Origin of the sequence: Streptococcus sp. DD13 (assembly GCF_001578875.1) — a bacterium.
GTDB lineage: Bacteria > Bacillota > Bacilli > Lactobacillales > Streptococcaceae > Streptococcus.
Window position 1 is genome coordinate 1033353 of record NZ_KQ969506.1, and the last position, 25148, is coordinate 1058500.

Sequence of the window (25148 nt, forward strand, 5' to 3'; positions counted from 1 at the left end):
ATAGGATCCTTAAAAATTTATTCCTGTAAGCCCTCCTAATGTCGGTGGATCGAGAATCGTCTCTCTTATTCTAACACAATTTAATCCATCGTAAAAACCAACCTCTCGGCTGGTTTTTTCTCTATTACTCTTCTTTCAACTTCGCCAATTCTTGAGCAAGTAACTTGAGAGCTACTTGTGGGTTGGCTTGGCCTTTGGTTGCTTTCATAAGGAAGCCTGTAAAGGCCTTATCGGCATTTCGTTTGCCGGATTTGAAGTCAGCTACCGCTCCTTCATTGTCTGCAAAGACTTGGTGGATGATGGGAATCAAGACTTCAGGATCTGAAATCTGTACCAATCCAGCTTTTTCGACATATTCACGTGCACCGCCACCGTTTTTCGCCAAGTGAACAAAGACTTTCTTAGCAATCTTAGAAGAAATGGTTCCATCTTCGATGATAGCAATCATTTCTACCAAGTTTTCTGGTGTCAATTGGATTTCTTCCAGCGTCTTGCCTTCTGCATTCAAGAATTGCGCCACTTCCCCTTGGAGCCAGTTCGAGATTTGCTTGGCATCGCCACCAAGGGCTACAGCTGCTTCAAAGAAGTCGGAAGTCCCTTTCGTCGCGGTCAATTGGTTGGCATCATAATCCGACAAGCCAAGCTCTGCCACATAACGAGCCCGACGGTCTTTTGGAAACTCTGGCAACTCTACCCGCATTTCCTCGATCCACTCATCTGAGATGTCAAACAAGGGAAGGTCTGGTTCTGGGAAGTAACGGTAATCCGCTGCTCCTTCTTTGACCCGCATCAGGATGGTACTCTTATTGGCTTCATCGTACCGGCGGGTTTCTTGCTGAATGATCCCTCCTGAACGTAAGATTTTCGCTTGACGCTCTACTTCATACTCTAGACCTTTACGGACATTTGAGAAAGAGTTCAAGTTTTTCAACTCCGTCTTGGTACCAAATTCCTCTTGACCGTATGGGCGAAGGGAGATATTGGCATCCACCCGCATAGACCCTTCTTCCATCTTCACATCAGAAATACCGGTGTACTGGATCACTTCTTTCAAAGCTGTCAGATAAGCGTAGGCTTCTTCTGGCGAACGCATATCGGCTTCAGAAACAATCTCGATCAAAGGGACCCCTTGACGGTTGAGGTCCACATAAGAGTAGCCATCGGTCCCATGGGTATTTTTCCCCGCGTCTTCTTCCAAGTGAGCCCGTTCAATTCCGATTTTCTTTGTAGAGCCGTCTTCCAACTGGACTTCAATCCAACCGTTGTAACCAATGGGTTCATCAAACTGCGAAATTTGGTAGGCCTTTGGATTATCAGGGTAGAAATAGTTCTTCCGGTCAAAGTGCATCTGCTGGTGAATATCCATGTTTAGCGCTAAAGCCGCTTTGATCCCCGCATCCACAACTCCCTTGTTCAGGACAGGAAGGACTCCAGGAAAAGACCAATCGATGATATTGGTATTCGCATTTGGATCCTGCCCAAAATGGGCTGAAGAAGGGGAGAAAATCTTCGAATGGGTGTTGAGTTCCACGTGGACTTCCAGTCCGATAATGGTTTCAAAGTTCATTAGGCGTCACCTCCAAAGATAAGTGGTTGTTGCTTGTGGTAATCCGTCGTCGCTTCAAAAGCAGCCGCTGCTTGGTAAAGAGTCGCCTCACTGTATTTTGGACCAATCAACTGTAAACCAACTGGCAACCCTTGAACAAAACCGGATGGAATCGAAATCCCTGGAAGACCAGCCAAGTTGACCGGAATGGTCAACAAATCTGCCAAGTACATGGCAACAGGGTCATGGTTCAGCGAATCCAAATCAAATGCAACGCTTGGAGCTGTCGGGCCAAGGATCACATCATAATCCGCAAAGACCTTATTGAAATCCTCAATAATCAAGCTACGGACTTGTCCTGCTTTTTTGAAATAGGCATCATAGTAGCCAGAAGACAAAGAGAAGGTTCCCAACATAATCCGACGTTTGACTTCATCCCCAAACCCTTGGCTACGTGTCTTCACATAAATTTCTTCCAAGGTTTTAGCATCTTCAGCCCGGAAGCCATAGCGGATCCCATCAAAACGCTGCAAGTTAGAAGAAGCTTCCGACGAAGCGATGATATAGTAGACCGCTACACCATATTTTGAATGAGGGAGACTGACCTCCTCAACTCTAGCACCCAGTTTCTCAAACTGCTTGGCCGCTTCCAAAATATTTTCCTTGATTTGTGGATCAATCCCTTCGCCCAAGTATTCTTTGGGAAGGGCAATCTTCATACCTTTGATCTCTTGGCCAATCTTAGCGGTGTAGTCCGCTACCTGAACAGGAGCAGATGTTGCATCTTTTGCATCCGCTCCCGCAATGACATTGAGGAGCTGGGCATTTTCCTTAACGGTCGGTGCAAACGGACCGATCTGATCCAGTGAGCTACCAAAGGCAATGAGTCCGAAACGAGAAACAGCTCCATAGGTCGGCTTAAGCCCAACAATTCCATTAAAAGCTGCGGGTTGACGAATCGATCCACCCGTATCCGATCCTAGGGACAAACGAACTTGACCTGAAGCGACAGAAGCTGCAGATCCAGACGAAGAGCCTCCTGGCACCTTGGTTTGGTCCCAAGCATTCTTCGTCGCCCCAAAGTAAGAAGTCTCCCCGGATCCTCCCATGGCAAACTCGTCCATGTTGGTCTTTCCAATGACAATCATGTCCTTTGCTTTCGCATTGACCACAGCGGTCGCGTCAAAGATTGGCTCATAATTGTAGAGCATTTTAGAGGCTGCGGTGGTTAAAATCCCTTTGGTGGAGATATTGTCCTTGACAGCCAAAGGAATCCCAGCCATCAGATTTTCTGCATCAATTCCTTTTTCATCCAAGGATTTGGCTTGAGCCAGAGCTTGGTCCTCCGCAATCGTTACAAAGGCATTGAGGCTTGCCTCACGCGATTGGATGTCTGCAAGCGTTGCCTGGGTCAGTTCTGTGGCAGAGATATCTTTTTTGACCAGGAGGTCATGCAATTCTTCAATCGTTTTTTCTTTAAAAGACATTAGGCATCACCTCCGTCATCCAAAATAGCTGGAACTTTGATAAAGTAGTTTTCTTTTTCAGGAACATTTTTAAACAAGAGATCCCGGTCTGTCCCATTTTCCGCCACATCTTCGCGTATCACTGTCTTGCGATCTGCCATGGTAGTCGTCACCGCTACTCCTTGCGTGTCTACCTCTTCTAGCATTTCCACCATCTCCACGATTTTGGATAAGGTCGTCGCAAAGGCTTCCGTTTCCGATTCAGAAAACGTCAGTTTGGACAGTTTCGCCACATGGCGAACTTCTTCCTGACTTAGTTTCATAAGATTACCGCCTCCGCCTGCAAAATACCCTTGCAGGACGGCTCCTTTCTTCAAACATCATTTACATAATCCTTTAAATTATATCACAAAAACAAAGCCCTCGCTGGTTTTGTCACAAGAAAAAGAAAAACCTCCACCAACAAGGGGAGGAGAATCTGAATTAGGCTGACTTTTTGATTCGAAATGACCCGTCATCCAACGATTCTAATCACGAATGCTTGCGCCTAAGACATGTTTAAAATGAGCCAAAGCAAACTGATGAGCTTCATCTGTCAACGAAGCAATTGCTGAAGCAACCACCTCAATCTCATAGCCTAGATTATAGGCATCAATAGCGGTATGAAGGACACAAATATCCGACAAGACACCTGTCAAAACAATCTTTGTGACCTTGCGCTCTCTCAGACGAATGTCTAAATCAGTCCCCGAAAAGGCGGAATAATGGCGCTTGTCCATCCAAAAGACCCGATCGTCGTTCTGGTGCTCCTGATAAAACTCAGCCAGGGGCCCATAAAGGTCCCGACCGCTGGTACCTGCGATATTGTGAGGAGGAAACAGCTTACTCTCTGGATGGAAGTTATCTCCCTCATCATGACGATCAATTGCAAAGAAGATATAATCTCCTGCCTCATAGGCTTCTCGGGTCACTGCCGCAATCCGGTCTGCAATCACCTGTGCTGGCCGACCCGCTGTCAACTTTCCATCATCAGCCACAAAATCATAAGTGTAATCAATCGAAATCAGTGCCTTGGTCATGTTAATAATCTCTTTTCTTAATTTCAGCAAAAATCGCTGGGATCAATACTTTCAGATACGTTCCTTTCATCCCCAAGGAACGACTCTCGATAATGCCTGCTGACTCGAGCTTCCGTAATGCATTGACAATGACAGATCGTGTGATCCCAATGCGATCTGCAATCACAGAAGCCGTCAATTGTCCTTCATTTCCGTTTAGTTCATCTAAAATGGCGGATACAGCCTTCATTTCAGAATAGGACAAGGTATTGACTGCCATCGTCACCGCTGCTCGATCCCGGATATTTTTCTCGTCAAGTTCTCGTTGGAAATTGAGCAATTGAATACCGACTACTGTCGACGCAATCTCGACTAAGATCAAATCTTCTTCCGTAAATTGCCCTTGGTTGCGCCAAATAATAAGGGTCCCAAAGCGAATCCCTGTCACATGGATCGGTGCTACCGTAGTCATACTCTCTGGATAAGTCGAGCGGTATTCGATCGGAATAGCTGTCAAATCACTGTCTGCTGGCAGATTTGCTTGTGTATCGTAAATCATGGCCGCCGATTTGATGTAGTCATTTGGAAATTGCTTATTGGTAAAGAATTCTTCCACACGATCATTGTTGATCTTGTACTTGATCGAATAGCCCAGTACTTCACCCATGCTGTTGATGATGCAGGCATTGCAATCAATAATCTCTGCTAAATGATCTGCAATCGCTGCATAGGGAAGATCCTCTCCAAGGCTCTCTTCTGAGCGTTTCAAAATAGAAGTAATTTCTCGCGTTTTTTCTAATAAACTTCTCATAGTTCCTTCTTCCTCGTCTAATTAGGTCTATTATACCAAAAGAAAAGATGAGTGACAAGGAATTGTCAGAAAATTTTTTATTGTTTGTCTCTCAAGTTCAAATTTGAATTTTTAAAAGATTCTTCCTTCTTGTTAACTGATGATTTCATGTAGTTAGAAGCTTTTTAGCCTTCCCCTTGGACAGGATGATAGCGCCGAGGAAGGCGGTCCGACAGGCCACAAACTACTTCGTAATTAATGGTTCCTAAATAATCTGCCCAGTCCTGCACTGAAAGAGACAGATCTCCGCTACTTCCTATCAGAGTTACCTTGGTTCCAATCGGATATCTCTGGGGTAGATGAAGTGTGATCTGGTCCATCGAGACCCGTCCTACAACTGGACACCACACGCCCTCTACTAAGACCTTGAACCCTTGCATGGAGCGTCGAAAACCATCTGCATACCCAATCGGCACCGTCCCAATCCATTCACCGTCTTGAGTCTGATAGGTCGCCCCGTATCCTACATCTTGTCCTTCTTCTACCTGTTTAATATGGACCAACTCTGACTCAAGCTGTAAGGCCGGCCAGATTGGATAGGGCATCTCCAAATTTCGACCACTTGGGTTGAGACCATAGAGCACATCTCCTAGACGAACCATGTTGAAAACCGTATCCGGATGCCAGATACTCGTCGCAGAATTACTCGCATGGACACAAGGGGGCACGGCTTCTAACTGATCCAAAACATTCTGAAAGAAAGCCAGTTGAGCCTGAAATTTAACCGTATCCGCCTCATCGGCCGTCGCAAAGTGAGTAAAAATCCCTTGGAAATGTGCCCCCTGCTCTGCCAAGATTGCAATGGCTTCGTGCACGTCCGCCTCCTCTCGAAAGCCAATCCGCCCCATGCCGCTATCAATCTTTAGATGAACAGCCAAATCTGTCAAATCTAAATTCCGACTCAACGCGAGGTTCAGCCATTCCAAACTCGCTACCGTTACACTAATCTTTTCCTTTACAGCAAGCGGGATCGTCTCGATAGCAGAAACTCCCAAAACAAGAATATCCTGGTCTATCCCCGCCTGACGCAATTCCAGGGCCTCGTCCACATTGGATACTCCGAACCAATCCACCTGATCCGATAAGTAGCTAGCGACAGCAACAGCCCCATGCCCATAAGCATTGGCTTTGACGATTGCCATGGTTTTTGCGTCTTTCTTAATGTTCTCTTGTACTTGCTTGCAATTTCTTGCAATGGCCTCCAAGTCAACGGATACCTGACTGGGCCGATGAATGCTACTGATCATGAGCTTCCTCCCATATGACACTTGCCTCCACGTAAGCCGCAGAGTGACTAATACTAATCCAAAATCTACCCGAAACCAACTCTTGGCGGACAAGCGGTGCCCCGCGCTCATCTGTCAAAATTTCTACATCTTGAAAACCATACTTTCCAAGGCCAGTTCCAAGAGCTTTGAAAAAGGCCTCCTTGGCAGACCAGCGACCTGCTAGATATTCTAGCTTTCGCTTTCCTTTTAGAGCTTGATAGCGCTCCAATTCATTTGGAGTGAGCACTCGTTTTGCAAACTGAGGTCGCCTGCTAACGACCTGTTCGATTGCTTGCAATTCCTGCAAGTCGATCCCATGTCCTCGAATCATCCTTTTCTCACAAAAAGGCCCGGTCTCCCAGGCCTCTCTTTCCATCTTTATTTTCTGCCGTGACAGTTTTTGAATTTTTTCCCTGATCCACATGGACAAAGGTCATTTCGTTTGACGTTGCTAAAGTCAAGATTTTCTTCCACAGCAGGGTCATTCCCTGGAATGATATTTTTCGCAGCGGTTGTATGCGACTCATCAGCGGAGCGTTCCCGTTCAATATGATCATGAATTTGAGCTTTCATCATCAAGCGAGTCACATCAAACTCGATAGAACCAATCATGTCATTAAACATATTAAAGGCTTCTTGTTGGTATTCTACCACTGGATTGTTTTGGGCATATCCCCGTAGACTCACTGCCTGGCGCAACTGATCCAGAACGTCAATATGATCTGTCCACTTGCTATCCACCACGCGCAGGATAAGCACTTTCTGGAATTCCCGGACCCGTTCTTCATCTCGAAGTTTTTCAACTTGAGAATCATAGACCTTCAGCGAGCGCTGGTACAGAACATCTTTGATCTCAGCATCGGTCTTTCCTTCCAAATCTTTTATGGAAATGGAATCCTCTGGAAGGAGATTGTACTTGGCAAATTTCAAAATAGCTTCCAAAGCCTCTTCGCGAGGTTCACTTTGATGATCATCGACTTGCCGTTCGATTGTCCGTTGCATCATCCCCTGAATCTCAGGAGCCAGGTCCCGATCGGCTGTAATGACATCACGGCGTTGCGCATAGATAATTTCTCGTTGCTCGCGCATGACATCATCATATTGAAGGACTTGCTTCCGTGAGTCGTAGTTGTTTCCTTCTACTCGTTTTTGGGCACTTTCTACCTGGTTGGTCAACATGCGAGAACGAATCACCGACTCTTCTTCTGTCAGATTCAAGCGTTCCATGACGGCCTTGATCCGCTCGGAACCAAAACGCTTCATCAAGTCATCTTCCAGAGAGAGGTAAAATTGGGATTCCCCTGGGTCTCCCTGACGACCGGACCGTCCACGAAGCTGATTGTCAATCCGACGGCTTTCATGACGTTCCGTCCCAATCACACACAAACCACCAAGCTCCCGTACACCAGGGCCCAATTTGATATCGGTCCCACGTCCAGCCATATTCGTCGCGATGGTAACCGCCCCTTTTTGGCCAGCGTTCATAATGATTTGCGCTTCCCGGTAGTGGTTCTTCGCATTGAGCACTTCATGAGGAACACCAGCTTCCACCAATCGCTTGGATAAATAATCAGAAGTCTCCACCGCTACGGTCCCAACCAAGACAGGCTGCCCTTTTTTGTAGCGTTTTTGAACATCGCGCACCACAGCATTGAACTTATAAGCTAAGCTTGGATACAACAAGTCAGCATGGTCAATCCGAGCAATCGGACGATTGGTTGGAATGGTCACTACGCGCATGTTGTAAATTTCACGAAATTCTTCTTCTTCCGTCTTACAAGTACCGGTCATTCCTGCCAGTTTTTTGTACATCCTAAAGAGGTTTTGATAGGTGATAGAAGCACTCGTTTTGGATTCATTTTGTACCTCAACCCCCTCTTTTGCTTCAATAGCCTGGTGAAGTCCATCTGAGTATCGGCGACCTGGCATGGTCCGACCCGTAAAGGCATCGATGATGAGAACCTCTCCATTTTCATCAACCAAGTAATCAATGTCGTAAATCATGATGTAATTGGCACGAAGAGCATTATCTACAAAGTGGGTCAAGGCGACATTTTCCACATCATAGAGATTTTTCAAGTGGAAGAACTCTTCTGCCTTATCAATCCCAGAATCAGACAAGCCAATGGTCTTAGACGGTACATCGATGATGTAGTCTTCTTCTGATAACGATTTGACAAATCGGTCCGCCATGAAATAGAGCTGATTGGTTTCAGAGCTTGTTGGACCCGAAACGATCAAAGGGGTCCGGGCCTCATCGACAAGGACAGAGTCCACCTCATCCACTAGGGCATAATTCAAGGGACGCTGTACCATGTCCTCTGCCCGTACCACCATATTATCCCGTAAATAGTCAAAGCCGATTTCTGAGTTGGTAGAGTAGGTAATATCACAGTTATAAGCTTCTCGCTTTTCGAGAGAAGACTTGGCAGAGAGGTTGATCCCGACAGACAAGCCTAACCAAGAGTATAACTCTCCCATTTCTGTCGCATCCCGTGTGGTCAAGTATTCATTGACTGTCACCACGTGTACCCCTTGACCAGACAAGGCATTGAGATAAACCGGCATCGTAGCTGTAAGGGTCTTTCCTTCCCCAGTTCGCATCTCAGGGATATCGCCGTTGTGCAAGACGATTCCTCCCATGATCTGAACAGGGTATGGATATAATCCAAGCACGCGACGTGAAGCCTCCCGAACGACCGCATACGCCTCATATAGAAGGTCGTCCAAGGACTCCCCTTCTTGGTGGCGACGCTTGAACTCCTCCGTCTTCGCTTTCAACTCGTCATCTGTCAAAGCTTCCATTTCATCGGCATAGGCGATCACGCGGTTTGCCATTTTTTCTAATCGTCTAATTTCTCCCTTTTCGTTTTCCACAAGGGAGCGAAGAATATTATTTGCCATTTTAAATCCTTTCGAGAATGTACCAGTCATTTTACCATATTTCCCACCATTTTTCAATAAAAATAGAAGCGCTCTCTTGGGAAGGATGAGACCTTTTTAGAGGAGGCGCTTCTACATTTTTAAAATAAGAGGGACTTCTACTCTTTCAGGTGGTAAGAGTAGGAAGAAACGACGATATTCTCTCGCCACTTCAAATAATACTTCAAGCGTAAGCTCATTTGGTTGTGCAAGATATTTTGCCAAGACTTCTTCGGCACAAACTGCGGAATCAAAACGGTTAGGGTAAAGTGCTCCGCCGCAGCTTTTTTCGCCATCTCATCTACATACTGCAAGGTGGATTGTGTAATCGAACTGTATGGAGACTCGATATGGGCCATGTCGATTCCTGGGAAGTACTGTTTGAACTCCGCTTCGGTTTCCTTATCTTTTGCCAAGGTATCCTTGGTCGAGACATGCATCGCAATCACCTGATCACCAATCGAACGAGCATAAGCAATCGCACCAATATTGGCCTTGGTAATATTCCCAATCAGGATGAGGACAAGGTTCCCCTGGTATTTTTTCTCCTGAATGGCACTGGTGATTCGTAACTGTTGCGCGACGCGATTGTAATGTTGTTTGATGCGAAGGAACATCCAGATCAAAAAGCCTAAAATCGGGAAGAATGGCCAAATATCTCCCAGACGGAAGACCAAAAGGATTAATACGATAATGTAACAGATAAGGGCGCCCAAAATGTTGGCAACGGAATGCTTCCAAAATTGCTTCCCATACTTCCGAACCCAGTGGACCACCATCCCAGTCTGAGAAAGAGCAAAGGGAACAAATACCCCAACCGTGTACAAAGGAATCAATCGATCTGTATTTCCTTTAAAAATCAGTAGGAGGCCAATCGCTCCGATAGCAAGAGTTAAAATTCCATTTGAATACCCCATTCTTGCGCCTTTTTCCATATACAAATGGGGCATGTATTTGTTTTTCGCCATACTCGAAGATAAGATCGGAAAAGCCGAAAAACCGGTATTGGCCGCAACTGCCAGAATCATAGCGGTTGAAAACTGAAAGGCGTAAAAGAGAATATTTCCTAGGGCAGAGTCTCCTAGAATCGCCTGGGCCATCTGTGCCAAGAGCGTCACTCCACTCTTTGGAACAATCCCAATCCACCAGTTTAGGAAAATGATCCCTGAAAATAAAGCCGCAAGGATAGTCGACATAATAAAGAGAGTTGTTGCTGCATTTTTTGCTTTTGGTGTTTTGAAAAAAGGCACAGCATTTGAGATTGCTTCAACCCCTGTCAAGGAAGCAGACCCTGACGTAAAGGCGCGCAAGAGAAGCACCAGCGTCACTCCAGTTACTGGTTGTCCTAAGCGTGCGGTTGCAGTATTTGGCAACTGGCCAGTAACGATTTCAAAAATACCATAGGCCAATAACAAAAGACCCGCAACAATGAAGAGATAGACCGGCAACATCAGCCAAGTGGCAGATTCTTGAAGCCCTCGGAGATTTAAGAGCATGAGAATCAAGACAAGGGCAATGGAAATCTCTAGACTAAAGGAATTGAGAGCTGGAATGGCTGAAGTAATCGCATCTGCTCCGGATGCCACGGACACAGCCACGGTCAGCATATAATCTACCAACAAGCTTCCCCCAGCGACCAAGCCCCACTTAGGCGACAGGTTTTCTGTCGTCACCATGTAAGCTCCACCACCTTGCGGATAGGCATGGATAACTTGCCGATAGGAAACCGTCAAACTAGCCAATAGCACCAAGACCAAGATTCCGATGGGTATGGACCACCAAATGGCCGAAGCAGAAACGGTCGTTAAGACCAAGACCACTTGCTCCGGTCCGTAGGCAATCGATGACAAGGCGTCGCTCGACAACATGGCTAGCGCCTGGATTTTAGACAGAAAATGCCCCTCGCCAGCATCGTCACTACGCAAGGGTTCTCCGATAAATATATCCTTTAACTTCTGAAACATTTTCATCTCCATCATTTTGAAAAATAAAACTAATTATACCCTCTTTCTGCTTTCTTTTCAAGCTCGAGTGAGAGAAAACTATTATTTTTGCTATGTTTTTTTAACCACGCAGACTGCCTCGTGTATCGTTCCCAGACCAAGTCTGAGGATCCCCCTTTCAGCAACAGCTTTTCTACTTTCATCAGACCCTCTTGAGGGGTGGTCTCAATTGACTGTAAGGCCCTCAAGGACAAGCGAACCCCCCAAGCTTATTTGCTTGAGGGGTGACGATTTGGTTAATTATTGCTCAAATCCTTTGCCAAGGAAAGGTTGCCTAAAGTTGCTGAGCCATTTTCAGGGACAGCAGGAGTCACAATGTACTCTTCCACTGGAGGAGTTGGTAAATAGCCATTTAACAAGGCTGTAAACTTATCTCGTACACGCTTGAGCATATGGGCTTGCCCCATAACGCCTCCACCAAACACAATCACTTGAGGGCGGTAGAGCAGGGTCGCTTGTACAGCTGCTTGCGCGATATAGTAAGCCTGGATATCCCAGACATCTGAGTTTTGCTCGATTAGCTCCCCACGTATTCCAGTCCGCGCTTCCAGAGACGGACCAGCCGCTAAGCCTTCTAAGCACCCCTTGTGGAAAGGGCAAGAGCCGTAGAATTCGTTGCTATAGTCTCGCGGATGACGAGGAACATAGACATGACCAGCCTCTGTATGGCCTAATCCTCCGATAAATTCACCATTTTGGATAGCGCCTGCACCGATTCCCGTTCCAATCGTATAGTAGACCAGGCTAGAAACATTTTTGCGAACCATCATCTCCCCATAAGCAGAAGAGTTCACGTCTGTCGTAAAGTAAAACGGAACATTAAATTCTTTGGCAATGAGGCCCAGCAAGTCCACATTGGCCCAATGTTCTTTGGGAGTTGACGTCACATATCCGTAGGTAGGGGAGTTCTTATCAATATCAATCGGTCCGAAGGAGCCAATCGCAATCCCAGCTAAACGGTCTTCATAGCGCTTGAAAAACTCAACCGTCCGCTCAATGGTTTCATAAGGTGTGGTCGTAGGAAATTGCGTTTTCTCCAGTACCTGGAAGTCATCATCCCCAACAGCACAAACAAACTTTGTCCCGCCTGCTTCTACACTACCGTACAATTTAGACATTTTTAACCTCTCACTTTTTCTACTGTTTAGTCCTGTCAATATTATAGCACAGCTAAACAAGAAGAAAAAGGTCTAAGACCTTTTTCTTGATTATTTTTCAACTTTTAGGAAGTCCTGTCCGTGTGAAACAGTACCTTGTGCAAGACCTTCAACGGTTGTGAAATCGCTGGTATTGGTTACGATGACCATCGTTGTATCATCTAAACCAGCTGCTTTGATCTTATCTGCATCAAAACGTGCCAATTCTTGACCAGCTTTCACTGTGTCACCAGCTGCAACTAATTTTTCAAATCCGTCGCCATCCATAGAAACTGTGTCAATCCCGATATGGATGAGGATTTCAGCACCAGATGCTGTTTTCAACCCATAAGCATGACCTGTTTCAAAGGCAATGGTTACTTCAGCATCGGCTGGAGCGTATACTACGTTTTCAGATGGTTTAACTGCAAGGCCATTTCCCATTGCACCAGATGAAAAGACTGGATCATCGACATTTTCCAATTTCACTACTTTACCAGAAAGAGGAGAAACAAGCACTTCTTCTGTTAGCGTTGGAGCGATAAATTGACCTGTCTCCGCTTCTTCCAAGGTACGAGCGGTTTCCGCTTCTTCTTTTTGCTCATCCTCATATCCAAACATGTAGGTCAGCGCGAAACCAAGAGCAGTTGTAACGAGCACCATGAAGATGTATTGGAAGAGTTGACCATTGGTATAGAGAAGAGTTCCAGGAATAATCGTGATTCCGTAGTTCAGACCTGCAAGTCCCATGAAGTTAGCTAACCATCCACCGATTGCACCGGCAACAAGACCCATAACAAATGGTTTTCTGTAACGGAGGTTCACCCCGAAGATTGCAGGCTCAGTAATTCCAAGACCAGCTGATAGAGCTGCTGGGAAAGCCAACGCTTTCAATTTAGGATTTTTAGTTTTCACACCTACGGCCAAGGTTGCTCCCAATTGAGCTGTCATAGCCGCTGTGATAATCGCGTTCAATGCATCCGCACCGTTTGCTTTCACCAATCCAGCCTCAATGGCATTGAAAATATGGTGAACACCGGTTACAACGATGACTTGGTGAACCCCACCAAAGATGAGACCTCCAAGACCTAAAGGCAAGGTCAAGAGCCAGTTTGTTGCAATTTCAACCCCTGTCTCTACTTGGTGGAAGACTGGTCCGATCACAAAGAGACCCAAGATAGACATTACTAAAAGTGTCAAGAATGGTGTCACCAAGAGGTCTAAGACATCTGGTACGACCTTACGGAGTGCTTTTTCGAATTTTGCACCGACAATCCCCACAACAAAGGCTGGGATAACGGAACCCTGGTGACCAACTACATCGATGAAACCAAAGAATTTCATTGGTTCCACAATGTATTTGACCGCTTCTCCGTCAACGATCTTAGCCGCTTCACTACCGATGCTCCAAGCATTTGGAAGAGAACCTGAAATCATCATCAAACCAAGAACAATCCCGATCACTGGATTTCCACCGAATACACGGAAGGTAGACCAAACCACAAGGGCTGGCAAGGCGATAAAGGCTGTATCGGTCAAGATTTGAGTATAGGTCAAGAAATCTGCATTGTAGCTAGATACGCCCAAGAGATTCATGACAGCAGGCTGTGTCAAGAGACCACGAAGACCCATGAAAAGACCGGTTGCTACGATCACTGGGATGATTGGAACAAAGACATCACCGAAGGTCCGAACAGCACGTTGGAACCAGTTTCCTTGTTTCGCTGCTTCTGCTTTTTGCTCATCTTTTGATGCAGTTGGTAGACCCAACGCTACGACTTCATCATAGATCTTGTTTACTGTTCCTGTACCAAAGATAATTTGGTATTGACCTGAGTTAAAGAATGCTCCTTGAACCTTTTCGATTGATTCTGCCTTCTCTTTGTCGATTTTATTTTCATCGACAACCATGACACGAAGTCGAGTCGCACAGTGGGCTACGCTGCGAACATTTTCGCGTCCACCAAGTGCCTTGATGACTTCTTTTGCAATTTGTGAATTATCCATTTGCAAATAAATCTCCTTTTATTTTCGTTTGAAAGCGTTTTTACAACTTTCCACGATTCATATTATATATCAAAGCAGGGGGATATGTCAATCGTTTAACAGAAATTTTTTACAAAAATGTCAATCGATTGACATTTTTCTTTATCGGGTGGTTTGACGGTTGCTTTTTGCTTAGGAAACGTTTACTATATTAATAGAATAAAATCATTTTTAGAGTGAGGAATACAGATGGCTTGGACGACAGAAGAGCGCTATCGGCCCTATGACCAATGGTCTCCAGCATACATTGAAAAGATTAAAAAAGAAACGGCTAGCTCCCCTTGGAGAACGAATTTCCATATTGAAACGCCACACGGGCTTCTCAATGACCCCAACGGCTTTTCTTACTTTAATGGAAAGTGGACCCTTTTTTACCAGTACTTCCCTTTCGGGGCTGCTCATGGCTTAAAGTCTTGGGTGCATACAGAGTCGACGGACTTGGTCCATTTTGAACCAACAGGAACCGTCCTTTATCCTGATACCCCACTTGATAGTCATGGGGCCTACTCTGGCTCTGGCTTTGAAATCGACGGAAAACTCTTCCTTTTCTATACTGGAAATGTCCGCGATGAAAACTGGGTCCGCCATCCTTATCAAATTGGAGCTTTGATGGATCCAGATGGTCACATCGAAAAAATGGACCAGATTTTAATCGACCAACCAAGTGACACCACAGACCATTTTCGTGATCCACAGATTTTTCAGTATAAAGATCAGTATTACGCCATCGTTGGTGGGCAAAATTTAGATCAAAAAGGGATTATCAAGCTGTATAAGGCTGTAAACAACGATTACCGTAACTGGGAGTTTGTCAACGACCTCTCCTTTGCCAATGATCAAACGGCCTATATGATGGAATGCCCAAATCTTGTCTTTGTGGATGACCAACCGGTCCTTCTTTATTGCCCGCAAGGTTTGGACCAATCTGTCTTTTCCTATGGAAATATCTATCCAAACCTGTATAAGATTGCAGAAAGTTTTGACCCAGAACGAGCAGACTTAGTCCAAGTCGGGCCCTTACAACAATTGGATTATGGGTTTGAATGCTATGCCACGCAGGGATTCACTGCTCCTGATGGGCGTGCCTATGCAGTAAGCTGGTTGGCCCTGCCAGATGTTTCTTATCCAACGGACCGATACAGCTACCAAGGTGCCCTATCGCTTGTCAAAGAACTCCACATCAAAGATGGGAAGCTCTATCAGACGCCAGTTCCAGCTGTGTCTAGCCTCCGTCAAGGAGAAGAGACCTTTTCTCCTAAGGAGAAAACCAACAATACCTACGAATTAGAGATCACAATCCCAGAAGGTGAACAAAGTGAACTGGTCCTCTTTGCGAATCATGCATCACAGGGCTTAAGCCTTCGGATTGATACCATCAACGGAGAGGTCATTCTGGATCGTAGCCAGTGCGGGGAGCCTTTTGCACAAGAGTTTGGAACGACGCGTTCCTGCACGATTGCTCCAAAAGAAACCACTGCCCGTATTTTTATCGACGCCTCAATTTTTGAAATTTTCATTAACCAAGGAGAGAAAGTATTTTCAGGTCGCGTTTTCCCAGATGAAGATCAAAGCGGAATTGCCCTCACACAAGGGACCGTTACTGGAAAATACTACCCACTAGATTATGGTCGCAAAACTAACTGATGTCGCCGCATTAGCAGGCGTCAGCCCTACGACAGTATCCCGTGTTATCAATAAGAAAGGTTATCTTTCAAAAAAAACTATCCAAAAGGTCGAAGCGGCTATGAAGGAACTAAGTTATAAACCCAATAACTTAGCTCGCAGTCTTCAAGGAAAATCTGCCAAATTGGTGGGGTTGATCTTTCCAACCGTCAACCACATCTTTTTTGCCGAGTTGATTAGTTATCTGGAGGAAGAACTGTTTAACCGTGGCTACAAGATCATCCTTTGCAACAGCCAACATGACTCTGAAAAGGAAAAAGAATACTTGGAGATGCTGGAAGCCAATCAGGTGGATGGGATCATCTCTGGTAGCCATAATCTGGGCATCGAAGACTACAACCAAGTCAACGCTCCCATTATTTCCTTTGACCGAAATCTAGCTCCTGATATCACGGTCGTCTCCTCTGATAATTACCTGGGGGGACAACTGGCTGGCCAGCGGCTCAAAGACTTGGGGTGCCAGCAAACGCTGGTCCTGACAGGAAGCGACAATTCAAACTCTCCTACAGGACTTCGACAGGTCGGATTTCGGGAAAGTTTCCCCGATGCACCCGTCATCAAAATCGCAGGTGACCTCGCCATTCAGGACAAACAAGAAATCATCCGTCAGATCCTACAAGAGGAGCAGCCAGACGGGATCTTTACAACCGATGACTTGACGGCCATCACGGTAGAGCAAGTGGCACGTGAGCTAGGGATCCACATCCCGGACCAGCTCAAACTCATCGGATATGATGCAACAAGCTTTATTCAGCATTATCATCCGCATCTCACCACCCTAAAACAGCCCATCAAGGAAATCGCCCAGTTACTCGTTGAACTACTGATGAAAAAACTACACGAGGAGCCCTTAGAACAAACCTGCTATACACTTCCTGTCAACCTCCTAAACGGAACAACCGCTTAAGGAGCATTCCATAGGTTGACTCCCTCTTCAGGATACACACAAACCCCCTCTCTGTCTTGCAGAGAGGGGGTTTATGCATCTAGTGGATCCTAAAATCTAAGAGAGTCTTTTATTTGGTATGCCAGATTTCCTCGTCGTACTGCTGAATGGTCCGGTCTGAGGAGAAGAAGCCAGCTTTTGCAATGTTCAAGACCACTTTCTTGTTCCAAGACTCTTGATCTTCGTAATCGGCGTAGACTTTCTCTTTCTTCTCGATATATTCTGCAAGGTCGATCAAGGTCATAAACCAATCTTTGGAAATAAGTTCATGATAGAGGCGTTCGAGACGCTCTTTATTGCCGAGGGCTAGCAATTCCTCACTAACAATAAAGTCAACCGCTTCCTTGATCCGTTCATCGCCTTCGTAGTAATCTTTAGAGACGTATCCTGCTTGCGCATAGAGATCAATAATGGTATCCGAATCTTTCCCAAAAGTATAAATGTTTTCAGGTCCGACCAGCTCCGCAATCTCGACATTAGCACCGTCCATGGTTCCTAAGGTCAAGGCTCCATTAAGCATAAACTTCATATTTCCAGTCCCTGAAGCTTCTTTGGATGCAAGAGAAATCTGCTCGGAAATATCTGTCGCTGGAATCAAATGTTCTGCAACGGTTACATTGTAGTTCTCGACCAAAAAGACGTTGAGATAAGGGTTAACGCTAGGATCTTGGTTGATCAGCTCAGATAGAGTCAAGATCAGATGAATGATATCTTGGGCAATGACATAGGCTGGAGCAGCCTTTCCTCCGAAGACAATGGTGATTTTGCGTTTAGGCAGAATCCCTCTTTTAATTTCAAGGTATTTATGAATCACATATAGCGCATTCATTTGTTGCCGTTTGTATTCGTGGAATCGCTTGATCTGCGTGTCAATAATAGAATCTACATCTAGGTCAATCCCTTTATTGGCTTTGAGGTAGCGCTGAAGAGAAACCTTGTTGTCGCGCTTGATCTCAGCCAATCGTTCATGAACAGCTGGATCATCTGCAAAGGCTGTCAATTTTTCTAATTGGGTCGCATCCTGAAGGTAGTCCTCCCCAATCAGCTCTTTGATATAGGCTGCTAGTTCTTGATTTGAAAATTCCAGCCAGCGACGGAAGGTGATCCCGTTGGTCTTGTTGTTGAAACGCTCTGGGTACAGGTCATAGAAGGGTTTTAGCTCACTATTTTTTAAGATTTCAGTATGAAGTGCTGCAACTCCATTGACACTCGTTGAAAAATGAATATCCATGTGGGCCATATGAACCCGATCTTGATCGTCAATGATTTGGATCTGAGGATCTGAATACTGTTTCCGGATCAAGGCATCCAATTGCTTAATAATCGGAACCAAATGCGGAACGACTTCTTCTAAGTAATCCAAAGGCCACTTTTCAAGGGCTTCCGCTAGAATGGTATGGTTGGTATAGCCAACCATTTGGCTCACCACTGCTACCGCTTCCTCAAAGCTAAAGCTATGTTGATCGGTCAATAGGCGAATCAACTCTGGAATGACCATAGAAGGGTGAGTATCGTTGATTTGCACATAGGCGTAGTCTGCTAGATCGTGTAAGTTAGACCCGCGCTGAAGGGCTTCATCGATCAGGAGCTGCGCCGCATTTGAGACCATAAAGTACTGTTGGTAGATGCGAAGCAATTCTCCCTGACGGGTCGAATCATCTGGATATAAGAAAAGAGTTAGATTCTTTTGTATCTCTTCTTGATCAAAGGTAATTCCGTCTCGAATCAAGCCATAATCCAAGCCATCGATATCAAATAGATTCAGGTAGTTTTTGCTTTCCTTCTTGTAGCCAAGAATATCCACCCGGTCTAGACGGGATTTGAGGGTGAATTCTTTAAAGGGAACCTCATAGGAAATCGTTGTAGGCGTCAACCAAGAATCATCTTCGATCCAAAAATTTGGCTCCGCATCTTGCTGTCGGTCTTTGAAGACTTGCTTAAACAGTCCACAATGATAGTTTAGACCAACTCCTTCTCCATTGATGCCCAGCGTCGCCATCGAATCGATAAAACAAGAAGCTAAACGGCCCAAACCGCCATTTCCCAGTGATGGTTCAGGCTCGACATCTTCAATCTCACTGATGTGCTTACCTGCTGCAGCCAATTCTTCTTGGATTTCTTGATAAATGCCTAGATTGATCAGGTTATTGGACAGCAATTTCCCAATCAAAAATTCAGCAGATATATAGTAGACTTTGCGTTTGCTGTCATTCTTAGGCATTTCTACAGCTTCTGCTTTTACAAAATCCAGGAGCAAATAATAAATCGCTTCATTCGACAGCTCCTTTAGGTTTTTCCCTTTGCTGGTAACATAGTCTGTAAATCTTGTCATCTTAGTCTTTTCCTCGATTGTACCTTTCTGTGATGTCTTTCAAAAATTCTATCTTGTCTTCGGTCAGGTCCTCTGACACCATCCGCCATTTCCAGTTTTGACCAACTGTATTGGGCAGATTCATCCGGCTGCTAGCTGGTTTATCCAAAATATCCTGCATGGTCGCGATAGCTGTATCACTGACCGTTGCAAATAGGGTGCGAAGAAAGGCCCGTGTGATAGGCTCTCCAGCACGTCGATTGATATACGCATCTGTGTAATCTCGTTGCTCTTGAGTTAGATTTTGATACCAACCATTGACAACTTCATTATCGTGCGTTCCTGTATAGGCGACAGAATGGGCAGTGTAATGGTGCGGAATATCGATACTCTTTCCTTTAATATCGTAAAATCCGAATTCCATGATTTTCATGCCTGGATAGCCACAGTCTGCTAGCAATTGCCGGGCTTTTTCATCAATATTCCCCAGATCTTCTGCGATGATGTTCAAATCGCCCAGGGATTCTTTCACCGCACGGAAGAGGTCATATCCAGGTCCTGGGACCCACTTGCCACGGACAGCCGTCTCATCGCCTCCTGGAATCTGCCAAAAGTCTGAGAACCCTTTAAAATGATCAATTCGCAAATAATCATATAGTTTGAAGGACTCTTGAATCCGGAAAATCCACCAAGCGTAGTCTTCCTTTTTGTGCGCCTCCCAATCATAAATCGGATTCCCCCAGAGCTGGCCAGTCGCTGAAAAATTATCTGGTGGAACTCCGGCAATATAGCGTGGCTTACAGTCCGGATCTAGCTTAAAGAGATGAGGCTGGGTCCAGACTTCTACACTGTCCGCCGAGATATAAATGGGCATGTCCCCAATGATCTCGATCCCATGCACATTGGCATAGTCCTTTAAGGCCGCCCATTGGCTGAAAAAGAAATATTGAACGACTTGGTGATAGGTGACAACAGCCGATAACTCTTTTCGCAGTTCTGCCACTCTCACCGAATCCCGTTGAATCGCTGCGTCATCGCCCCATTCTTGCAGAGAGCGGTTGTCAAAGTGCTCTTTAAAGGCCATGAAATCAGCGTAATCTAAGAGCCAAGCACGATTTTCCTGTTTGAATCGTTCAAAATTTGCTGTTGCAGGACTTTCTAACAATGCCCTAACAGCCTTTTCTAGTAAGGGCCGACGGACCATAAAGATACGCGCATAATCCACCACTTCAGGATCGCTCCCAAAATCAACTCCTACCAGGTCCTCTTTCTCCAAATAACCGGCTTCTACCAGCATATCCAAGTCAATAAAATGCGGATTTCCAGCGACAGCTGAAAAAGACTGATAGGGTGAATCCCCATAACTAGTCGTCGTTAGGGGAAGCAATTGCCAATACGACTGATGACTTGCTTCCAAGAAGTCTACAAAATCATAAGCTGCTTGACCGAAAGACCCGATTCCATACTGCCCTGGAAGGGAGGAAATATGCATCAGGACACCACTTGCTCTTTTATCCATTTTCATACCTCGTCGTGATTAATCTAAGGAAATTATAACGCAAGCGTTTGCGTAAGTCAAGAGCCTTTTTAAAAAAGTTGCGTGTTTTATGCGAACGGACGCTTACAAAGCAAGAAAGACCGGTTTCTCCCGATCTTTCTTCTCCTATTTTTATCTCCGAATGACACTCTCTCTGTCTTTTAAGTGAAAGGGCACCAGAATTTTCTTGCTTTCTTTGGAAGGTTTTTCCAATAGGCCCAGCAACTCCTCCAAACTCTTCCTACCTAGTTCGGCGATATTGATATCGAAACTAGATAAATAAGGATGAATGATCTTTGCATAAATCGAGTTATTAAAGGAAATGATAGACAGATCATCCGGCACCCTCAATTGGTAGAAGGACAACCACTGGATAATCCGAACAGCCGATAAATCATCGATAACCACAAGCGCCGTGGCTTGCTTTTCTGTTAGTCGATCCATAAAGTCCTGAAGAGTTTCTGCCCGATGACGATCAAAGACGACACTTGGATAGACGGGCAAGTTCAACTCGGCCATGGCTTCTGAATAGCCCTCATAACGCTCTGAATAGACTTGCCCCTCCAAATCATCGGTTACAAATAAAATATTCTGATGACCTTTTTCAGCCAAAAACTCTGCAGCCTGACGGCCCATTCCACGGTTATCATTGTCTATATAGGTGATCGCACCACTCGTATCCTGGGCAACCCCGACCACCACAAATGGCAGGTGATGTTCCAAAAGGTAGTCCTTAACGGGGTCCTCCTTTTCAGAGTAGAGGATAATGAAACCGTCTGCTCTCTTCTGTCGATGCATCAGATGAACTTGGTGCTGCAAGTCTTCCAAGCTCTCCCCTGTAGCAATCGAAACCGTCTGCGATTTTTTACTGGCTGCGGCATTAATGGCCGTGATAAATTCCATGAAGAAGGGCTGACTTAAGCGCTCCTGGCTGGTTAAGGGGGGAAGGACTAGACCAACACTTTGTGTTAAGCCACTGGCCAACATTTGAGCTGCGACATTCGGGACATAGCCTAATTCCTTCATAGCCTTTCGAACTTTATCCTTAGTCGTTTGGGAAATGGAACTACTGTCTTTTAAGGTCCTGCTCACCGTCGAAGGGTTGACACCAGCCCGTAGCGCGACATCTTTGATGGTCACCATATCTGCTTCTCCTTTCATATCCTCTATCATTTGGATCCTATGATTCATACAAGCGTTTGCATCTTCCATTATAGCATTTTTCTCCCATCTGACAATAGAATTTCGGAAACGTTTTCAGAAAATTTTCCTCTCGCTTCTCCTGAGACCTTCCGAAGCACATCTCCCCTGCTCCCACATCCACTTTGCAGTCGACTACAAAGGAAGAGGCGGATGAATCATTCGAGCCTGTCTCCCCTCTTAAAGGACTGCGTTCTATCTCCTAGCGCCTACTTTTCTTTCTATATATAACTGCTCCCAGGTCGATTCAATTGGACTTTAAAAAAATTTTTAAAAAATAACAAAAAATACTTGACAAATTTTGCAAACGGTTGCATAATGGGTATGTAAAAAATATTCCTGGAGGAAAAGAAAATGAAAAAATGGCAAAAGACCTTCCTAGCAAGTGCAGGATTACTCTTAGCTGGAACCGTATTGGTAGCCTGCGGTTCAAACAAAAGTAGCGAAAGCAGCTCTTCTGCTTCTGGTAGCAAAACCCTAAAACTTTGGGTTCCAACAGGCGCAAAGGCTTCTTATGAAAAGACCGTCGCAGCTTTCGAAAAAGAATCAGGTTACACTGTTGAAATGGTGGAAATGGAAGATCCAAATGCACAAGAAAACTTGACCAAAGATGCTTCAACCGCTGCAGATGTTTTCTCCCTTCCACACGACCAACTTGGAAAATTGGTAGAAGCTGGAGCTATTCAAGAAATTCCAGAAACATACGCAAACGAGATCAAACAAAATGATACAGAGCAAGCTGCTCTAGGTGCTCAATACAAGGGCAAGACTTATGCTTTCCCTTATGGGATCGAATCTCAAGTCACCTACTACAACAAGTCAAAACTTTCTGCAGATGACGTGAAGAGCTATGAAACCATCACTTCAAAAGCAACCTTCGGTGCTAACTTAAAAGAAGTCAACGCCTATGCGACTGCTCCTCTCTTCTTATCTGTAGGAGACACTCTCTTTGGCCAAAGTGGTGAAGACGTTTCTGGAACCAACTGGGGCAATGAAGCTGGTGTAAATGTATTGAAGTTCATCGCCGCACAAAATAAGAACAAAGGCTTTGTCAATGTCGATGCAGCAAACTTGCTCGCAAAATTTGAGGACGGTTCTGTCGCAGCCTTCCAATCAGGACCATGGGACTATGCTGCTGCTGTGAAAGCTGTTGGAAAAGAAAACCTTGGTATCGCCGTTTACCCAACCGTAAACATTGGGGGCAAAGATGTACAACAAAAAGCCTTTATGGGTGTCAAATTATACGCTGTCAACCAAACTCCATCTAACGGGGACACCGATCGTATCGCTGCTTCTTACCAGTTGGCTCAAGCCTTGACCAGCAAAGACAGTCAAGAAAACCAATTCAAGTCTGAAGGACGCAATATCATCCCTGCTAACAAAGAAGTACAAGAATCTGCAGATGTTCAAAACAATGAACTCGCACAAGCTGTTATCAAAATGGGATCATCTGATACCTATACAACAGTTATGCCTAAACTAAGCCAAATGTCTGTCTTCTGGACTGAAAGTGCCGCTCTCTTAAGCGACGCATACAACGGTAAATTCGGTGAAGACCAATACCTTGCTAAATTGAAACAATTTGACCAAGATTTAGCAGCTGCTAAATAGGAGCAACCAACTTAGTGAGGAGAACACATTCTCCTCACTTATTTTTTACCTAAAACGTTTTCATAAGACAAGGAGAATATCGCGATGTCAATGACAACTTATGACAAGGTCCCAATGCGCCAAGTCTTCCAGGATGGCAGTTGGGATGTAAAATTGTCCTTTCTCATCATGGGCTTTACCAACCTGGTGAACAAGCAATTCACCAAGGGACTGCTCTTTCTTTTATCTGAACTTGCTTTCTTACTGACCTTTTTCATCCAAATCGTCCCAGCTATCCAGGGGATGATCACCTTGGGGACGCAAGAACAAGGCGAAGTCACTCAAACGGTCAAGGGAATCAAGCTGACTGTGCAAGTCGCCGGAGACAACTCGATGTTGCTCTTGATTTTCGGTTTGGCTTCCCTGATTTTCTGTGCGGTGTTTGCCTACATCTACTGGTGTAACCTTAAGAGTGCCCGCCACATTGTCTCCCTGAAAAAGTCTGGTCGCAAGATTCCAAACTTCATCGAAGACTTCAAAACATTGGCGGATGGGCGCTTCCATATGGGATTGATGAGTGTCCCATTGATTGGAGTCCTACTCTTTACCATCCTTCCATTGATCTATATGATCTGTTTGGCCTTTACAAACTTTGACCACAACCACCCCGCTCCAAAATCTCTATTTGACTGGGTTGGGTTTGCTAGCTTTGGCGATGTCTTTTCTGGTCGGATGGCAGGGACCTTCTTCCCTCTCTTAACCTGGACGCTTATCTGGGCAGTCGCTGCAACAGCTACGACCTTCTTCTTTGGAATCGTCCTAGCCCTCTTGCTCAATACAAAAGGACTCAAATACAAGAAGGTATGGCGGACCCTCTTTGTCATTACCATTGCCGTCCCACAATTTGTTTCCCTCCTTCTCATGCGTAATTTCTTAAACGATCATGGGCCACTGAACGGACTGCTACAAACTATTGGACTCATCTCTGACCCGATTCCATTTCTCAGTGACCCGATTTGGGCGAAATTCTCCATCATCTTTGTCAATATGTGGATCGGAATTCCCTTTACCATGCTGGTCGCTACCGGGATTATCATGAACTTGCCAAGCGAACAAATCGAAGCGGCTGAAATTGATGGTGCTAGCAAGTTCCAAATTTTCAAAAGCATCACTTTCCCTCAAATTCTCTTGATCATGGCACCGTCCTTGATTCAGCAATTTATCGGAAACATCAATAACTTCAACGTCATTTACTTCTTGACAGGTGGTGGCCCTTCTAACTCTGAATTCTACCAAGCTGGTTCTACTGACCTGCTTGTCACCTGGCTCTACAAGCTTACTGTTTCTGCCAAAGACTACAACCTGGCCTCTGTCATCGGTATCTTGATCTTTATCATCTCAGCCGTCTTTAGTCTACTGGCCTACACGAGATCTTCATCATTTAAGGAAGGAGCCGCGAAATAATGAAACGCAAGAAAAATTTGTACTTAACAGGAGTCTATATCCTTTTGATTGTCCTTGCAGTCATCTGGCTAACCCCCATCCTTTGGATTTTCCTGACCAGCTTTCGTGGTGAAGGTTCGAAT

18 protein-coding genes are annotated in these 25148 nt (G+C 45.2%); 4 read left to right on the forward strand and 14 right to left on the reverse strand.

Features of this window, described 5'->3' with window-relative positions:
• Positions 1-124: 124 nt before the first annotated feature.
• From gatB to STRDD13_RS04915, 11 genes are all read right to left on the reverse strand, one after another.
• Entirely contained in the window at positions 125-1567 is a 1443-nt protein-coding gene (gatB, locus tag STRDD13_RS04865) for an Asp-tRNA(Asn)/Glu-tRNA(Gln) amidotransferase subunit GatB (protein ID WP_067102599.1), read from the reverse strand.
• On the reverse strand, positions 1567-3033 hold the full coding sequence (gene gatA / locus STRDD13_RS04870) for an Asp-tRNA(Asn)/Glu-tRNA(Gln) amidotransferase subunit GatA (protein ID WP_067102602.1): 1467 nt from the start codon (positions 3031-3033) through the stop codon (positions 1567-1569). The genes gatB and gatA overlap by 1 nt, the downstream gene beginning before the upstream one ends.
• Complete coding sequence (gatC, locus tag STRDD13_RS04875; RefSeq protein WP_067103196.1) at positions 3033-3335, reverse strand: Asp-tRNA(Asn)/Glu-tRNA(Gln) amidotransferase subunit GatC; 303 nt, start codon at positions 3333-3335, stop codon at positions 3033-3035. Before gatC ends, gatA begins: the two co-directional genes overlap by 1 nt.
• Positions 3336-3539: 204 nt before the next feature.
• Complete coding sequence (locus STRDD13_RS04880; RefSeq protein ID WP_067102606.1) at positions 3540-4091, reverse strand: cysteine hydrolase family protein; 552 nt, start codon at positions 4089-4091, stop codon at positions 3540-3542.
• 1 nt (position 4092) lies between these two features.
• Positions 4093-4881: a GTP-sensing pleiotropic transcriptional regulator CodY gene (gene codY / locus STRDD13_RS04885; protein ID WP_067102608.1), complete on the reverse strand. Its 789-nt coding sequence runs from the start codon at positions 4879-4881 to the stop codon at positions 4093-4095.
• A 164-nt stretch (positions 4882-5045) separates the two neighbouring features.
• Positions 5046-6167 carry an alanine racemase gene (gene alr / locus STRDD13_RS04890; protein ID WP_067102611.1) on the reverse strand — a complete coding sequence of 374 codons (1122 nt, stop codon included), beginning with the start codon at positions 6165-6167 and terminating at the stop codon, positions 5046-5048.
• The gene (gene acpS, locus STRDD13_RS04895; RefSeq protein ID WP_067103198.1) at positions 6157-6519 is read right to left on the reverse strand and encodes a holo-ACP synthase; all 363 of its coding nucleotides are present in this window, start codon (positions 6517-6519) and stop codon (positions 6157-6159) included. Before acpS ends, alr begins: the two co-directional genes overlap by 11 nt.
• Positions 6520-6566: 47 nt before the next feature.
• The gene (secA, locus tag STRDD13_RS04900) at positions 6567-9092 is read right to left on the reverse strand and encodes a preprotein translocase subunit SecA (protein ID WP_067102613.1); all 2526 of its coding nucleotides are present in this window, start codon (positions 9090-9092) and stop codon (positions 6567-6569) included.
• 137 nt (positions 9093-9229) lie between these two features.
• On the reverse strand, positions 9230-11074 hold the full coding sequence (locus STRDD13_RS04905) for an APC family permease (RefSeq protein WP_067102615.1): 1845 nt from the start codon (positions 11072-11074) through the stop codon (positions 9230-9232).
• 275 nt (positions 11075-11349) lie between these two features.
• Entirely contained in the window at positions 11350-12231 is an 882-nt protein-coding gene (gene scrK, locus STRDD13_RS04910; protein ID WP_067102618.1) for a fructokinase ScrK, read from the reverse strand.
• Between the two features lie 90 nt (positions 12232-12321).
• On the reverse strand, positions 12322-14256 hold the full coding sequence (locus STRDD13_RS04915; RefSeq protein ID WP_067102621.1) for a sucrose-specific PTS transporter subunit IIBC: 1935 nt from the start codon (positions 14254-14256) through the stop codon (positions 12322-12324).
• A gap of 228 nt (positions 14257-14484) precedes the next feature.
• Between STRDD13_RS04915 and STRDD13_RS04920 the strand changes: the two genes are divergently transcribed.
• Both STRDD13_RS04920 and STRDD13_RS04925 read left to right on the forward strand, forming a co-directional pair.
• Complete coding sequence (locus STRDD13_RS04920) at positions 14485-15939, forward strand: sucrose-6-phosphate hydrolase (RefSeq protein ID WP_067102624.1); 1455 nt, start codon at positions 14485-14487, stop codon at positions 15937-15939.
• Positions 15920-16885, forward strand: a complete 966-nt coding sequence (locus tag STRDD13_RS04925; RefSeq protein WP_067102627.1) for a LacI family DNA-binding transcriptional regulator — start codon at positions 15920-15922, stop codon at positions 16883-16885. Before STRDD13_RS04920 ends, STRDD13_RS04925 begins: the two co-directional genes overlap by 20 nt.
• Before the next feature lie 109 nt (positions 16886-16994).
• Here the strand turns inward: STRDD13_RS04925 and glgP are convergent, their stop codons facing one another.
• The 3 genes from glgP to STRDD13_RS04940 form a co-directional block, all read right to left on the reverse strand.
• A complete protein-coding gene (glgP, locus tag STRDD13_RS04930) occupies positions 16995-19256 on the reverse strand; it encodes a glycogen/starch/alpha-glucan family phosphorylase (protein ID WP_067102631.1) in 2262 nt (753 codons plus the stop codon).
• A gap of 1 nt (position 19257) precedes the next feature.
• A complete protein-coding gene (gene malQ, locus STRDD13_RS04935) occupies positions 19258-20754 on the reverse strand; it encodes a 4-alpha-glucanotransferase (RefSeq protein WP_067102634.1) in 1497 nt (498 codons plus the stop codon).
• 150 nt (positions 20755-20904) lie between these two features.
• Complete coding sequence (locus STRDD13_RS04940) at positions 20905-21915, reverse strand: LacI family DNA-binding transcriptional regulator (RefSeq protein WP_067103201.1); 1011 nt, start codon at positions 21913-21915, stop codon at positions 20905-20907.
• 411 nt (positions 21916-22326) lie between these two features.
• Between STRDD13_RS04940 and STRDD13_RS04945 the strand changes: the two genes are divergently transcribed.
• Positions 22327-23583 carry an extracellular solute-binding protein gene (locus STRDD13_RS04945; RefSeq protein WP_067102637.1) on the forward strand — a complete coding sequence of 419 codons (1257 nt, stop codon included), beginning with the start codon at positions 22327-22329 and terminating at the stop codon, positions 23581-23583.
• A gap of 84 nt (positions 23584-23667) precedes the next feature.
• Positions 23668-25026, forward strand: coding sequence for a carbohydrate ABC transporter permease (locus STRDD13_RS04950; protein WP_067102646.1), 1359 nt, complete (start codon positions 23668-23670; stop codon positions 25024-25026).
• Positions 25027-25148 lie beyond the last annotated feature (122 nt).

Bases quoted from the DNA above. Each gene is read 5' to 3' on its own strand.
- gatB (WP_067102599.1), bottom strand. From the start codon at position 1,567: ATGAACTTTGAAACCATTATCGGACTGGAAGTCCACGTGGAACTCAAC.
- gatA (WP_067102602.1), bottom strand. From the start codon at position 3,033: ATGTCTTTTAAAGAAAAAACGATTGAAGAATTGCATGACCTCCTGGTC.
- gatC (WP_067103196.1), bottom strand. From the start codon at position 3,335: ATGAAACTAAGTCAGGAAGAAGTTCGCCATGTGGCGAAACTGTCCAAA.
- STRDD13_RS04880 (WP_067102606.1), bottom strand. From the start codon at position 4,091: ATGACCAAGGCACTGATTTCGATTGATTACACTTATGATTTTGTGGCT.
- codY (WP_067102608.1), bottom strand. From the start codon at position 4,881: ATGAGAAGTTTATTAGAAAAAACGCGAGAAATTACTTCTATTTTGAAA.
- alr (WP_067102611.1), bottom strand. From the start codon at position 6,167: ATGATCAGTAGCATTCATCGGCCCAGTCAGGTATCCGTTGACTTGGAG.
- acpS (WP_067103198.1), bottom strand. From the start codon at position 6,519: ATGATTCGAGGACATGGGATCGACTTGCAGGAATTGCAAGCAATCGAA.
- secA (WP_067102613.1), bottom strand. From the start codon at position 9,092: ATGGCAAATAATATTCTTCGCTCCCTTGTGGAAAACGAAAAGGGAGAA.
- STRDD13_RS04905 (WP_067102615.1), bottom strand. From the start codon at position 11,074: ATGTTTCAGAAGTTAAAGGATATATTTATCGGAGAACCCTTGCGTAGT.
- scrK (WP_067102618.1), bottom strand. From the start codon at position 12,231: ATGTCTAAATTGTACGGTAGTGTAGAAGCAGGCGGGACAAAGTTTGTT.
- STRDD13_RS04915 (WP_067102621.1), bottom strand. From the start codon at position 14,256: ATGGATAATTCACAAATTGCAAAAGAAGTCATCAAGGCACTTGGTGGA.
- STRDD13_RS04920 (WP_067102624.1), top strand. From the start codon at position 14,485: ATGGCTTGGACGACAGAAGAGCGCTATCGGCCCTATGACCAATGGTCT.
- STRDD13_RS04925 (WP_067102627.1), top strand. From the start codon at position 15,920: ATGGTCGCAAAACTAACTGATGTCGCCGCATTAGCAGGCGTCAGCCCT.
- glgP (WP_067102631.1), bottom strand. From the start codon at position 19,256: ATGACAAGATTTACAGACTATGTTACCAGCAAAGGGAAAAACCTAAAG.
- malQ (WP_067102634.1), bottom strand. From the start codon at position 20,754: ATGGATAAAAGAGCAAGTGGTGTCCTGATGCATATTTCCTCCCTTCCA.
- STRDD13_RS04940 (WP_067103201.1), bottom strand. From the start codon at position 21,915: ATGGTGACCATCAAAGATGTCGCGCTACGGGCTGGTGTCAACCCTTCG.
- STRDD13_RS04945 (WP_067102637.1), top strand. From the start codon at position 22,327: ATGAAAAAATGGCAAAAGACCTTCCTAGCAAGTGCAGGATTACTCTTA.
- STRDD13_RS04950 (WP_067102646.1), top strand. From the start codon at position 23,668: ATGTCAATGACAACTTATGACAAGGTCCCAATGCGCCAAGTCTTCCAG.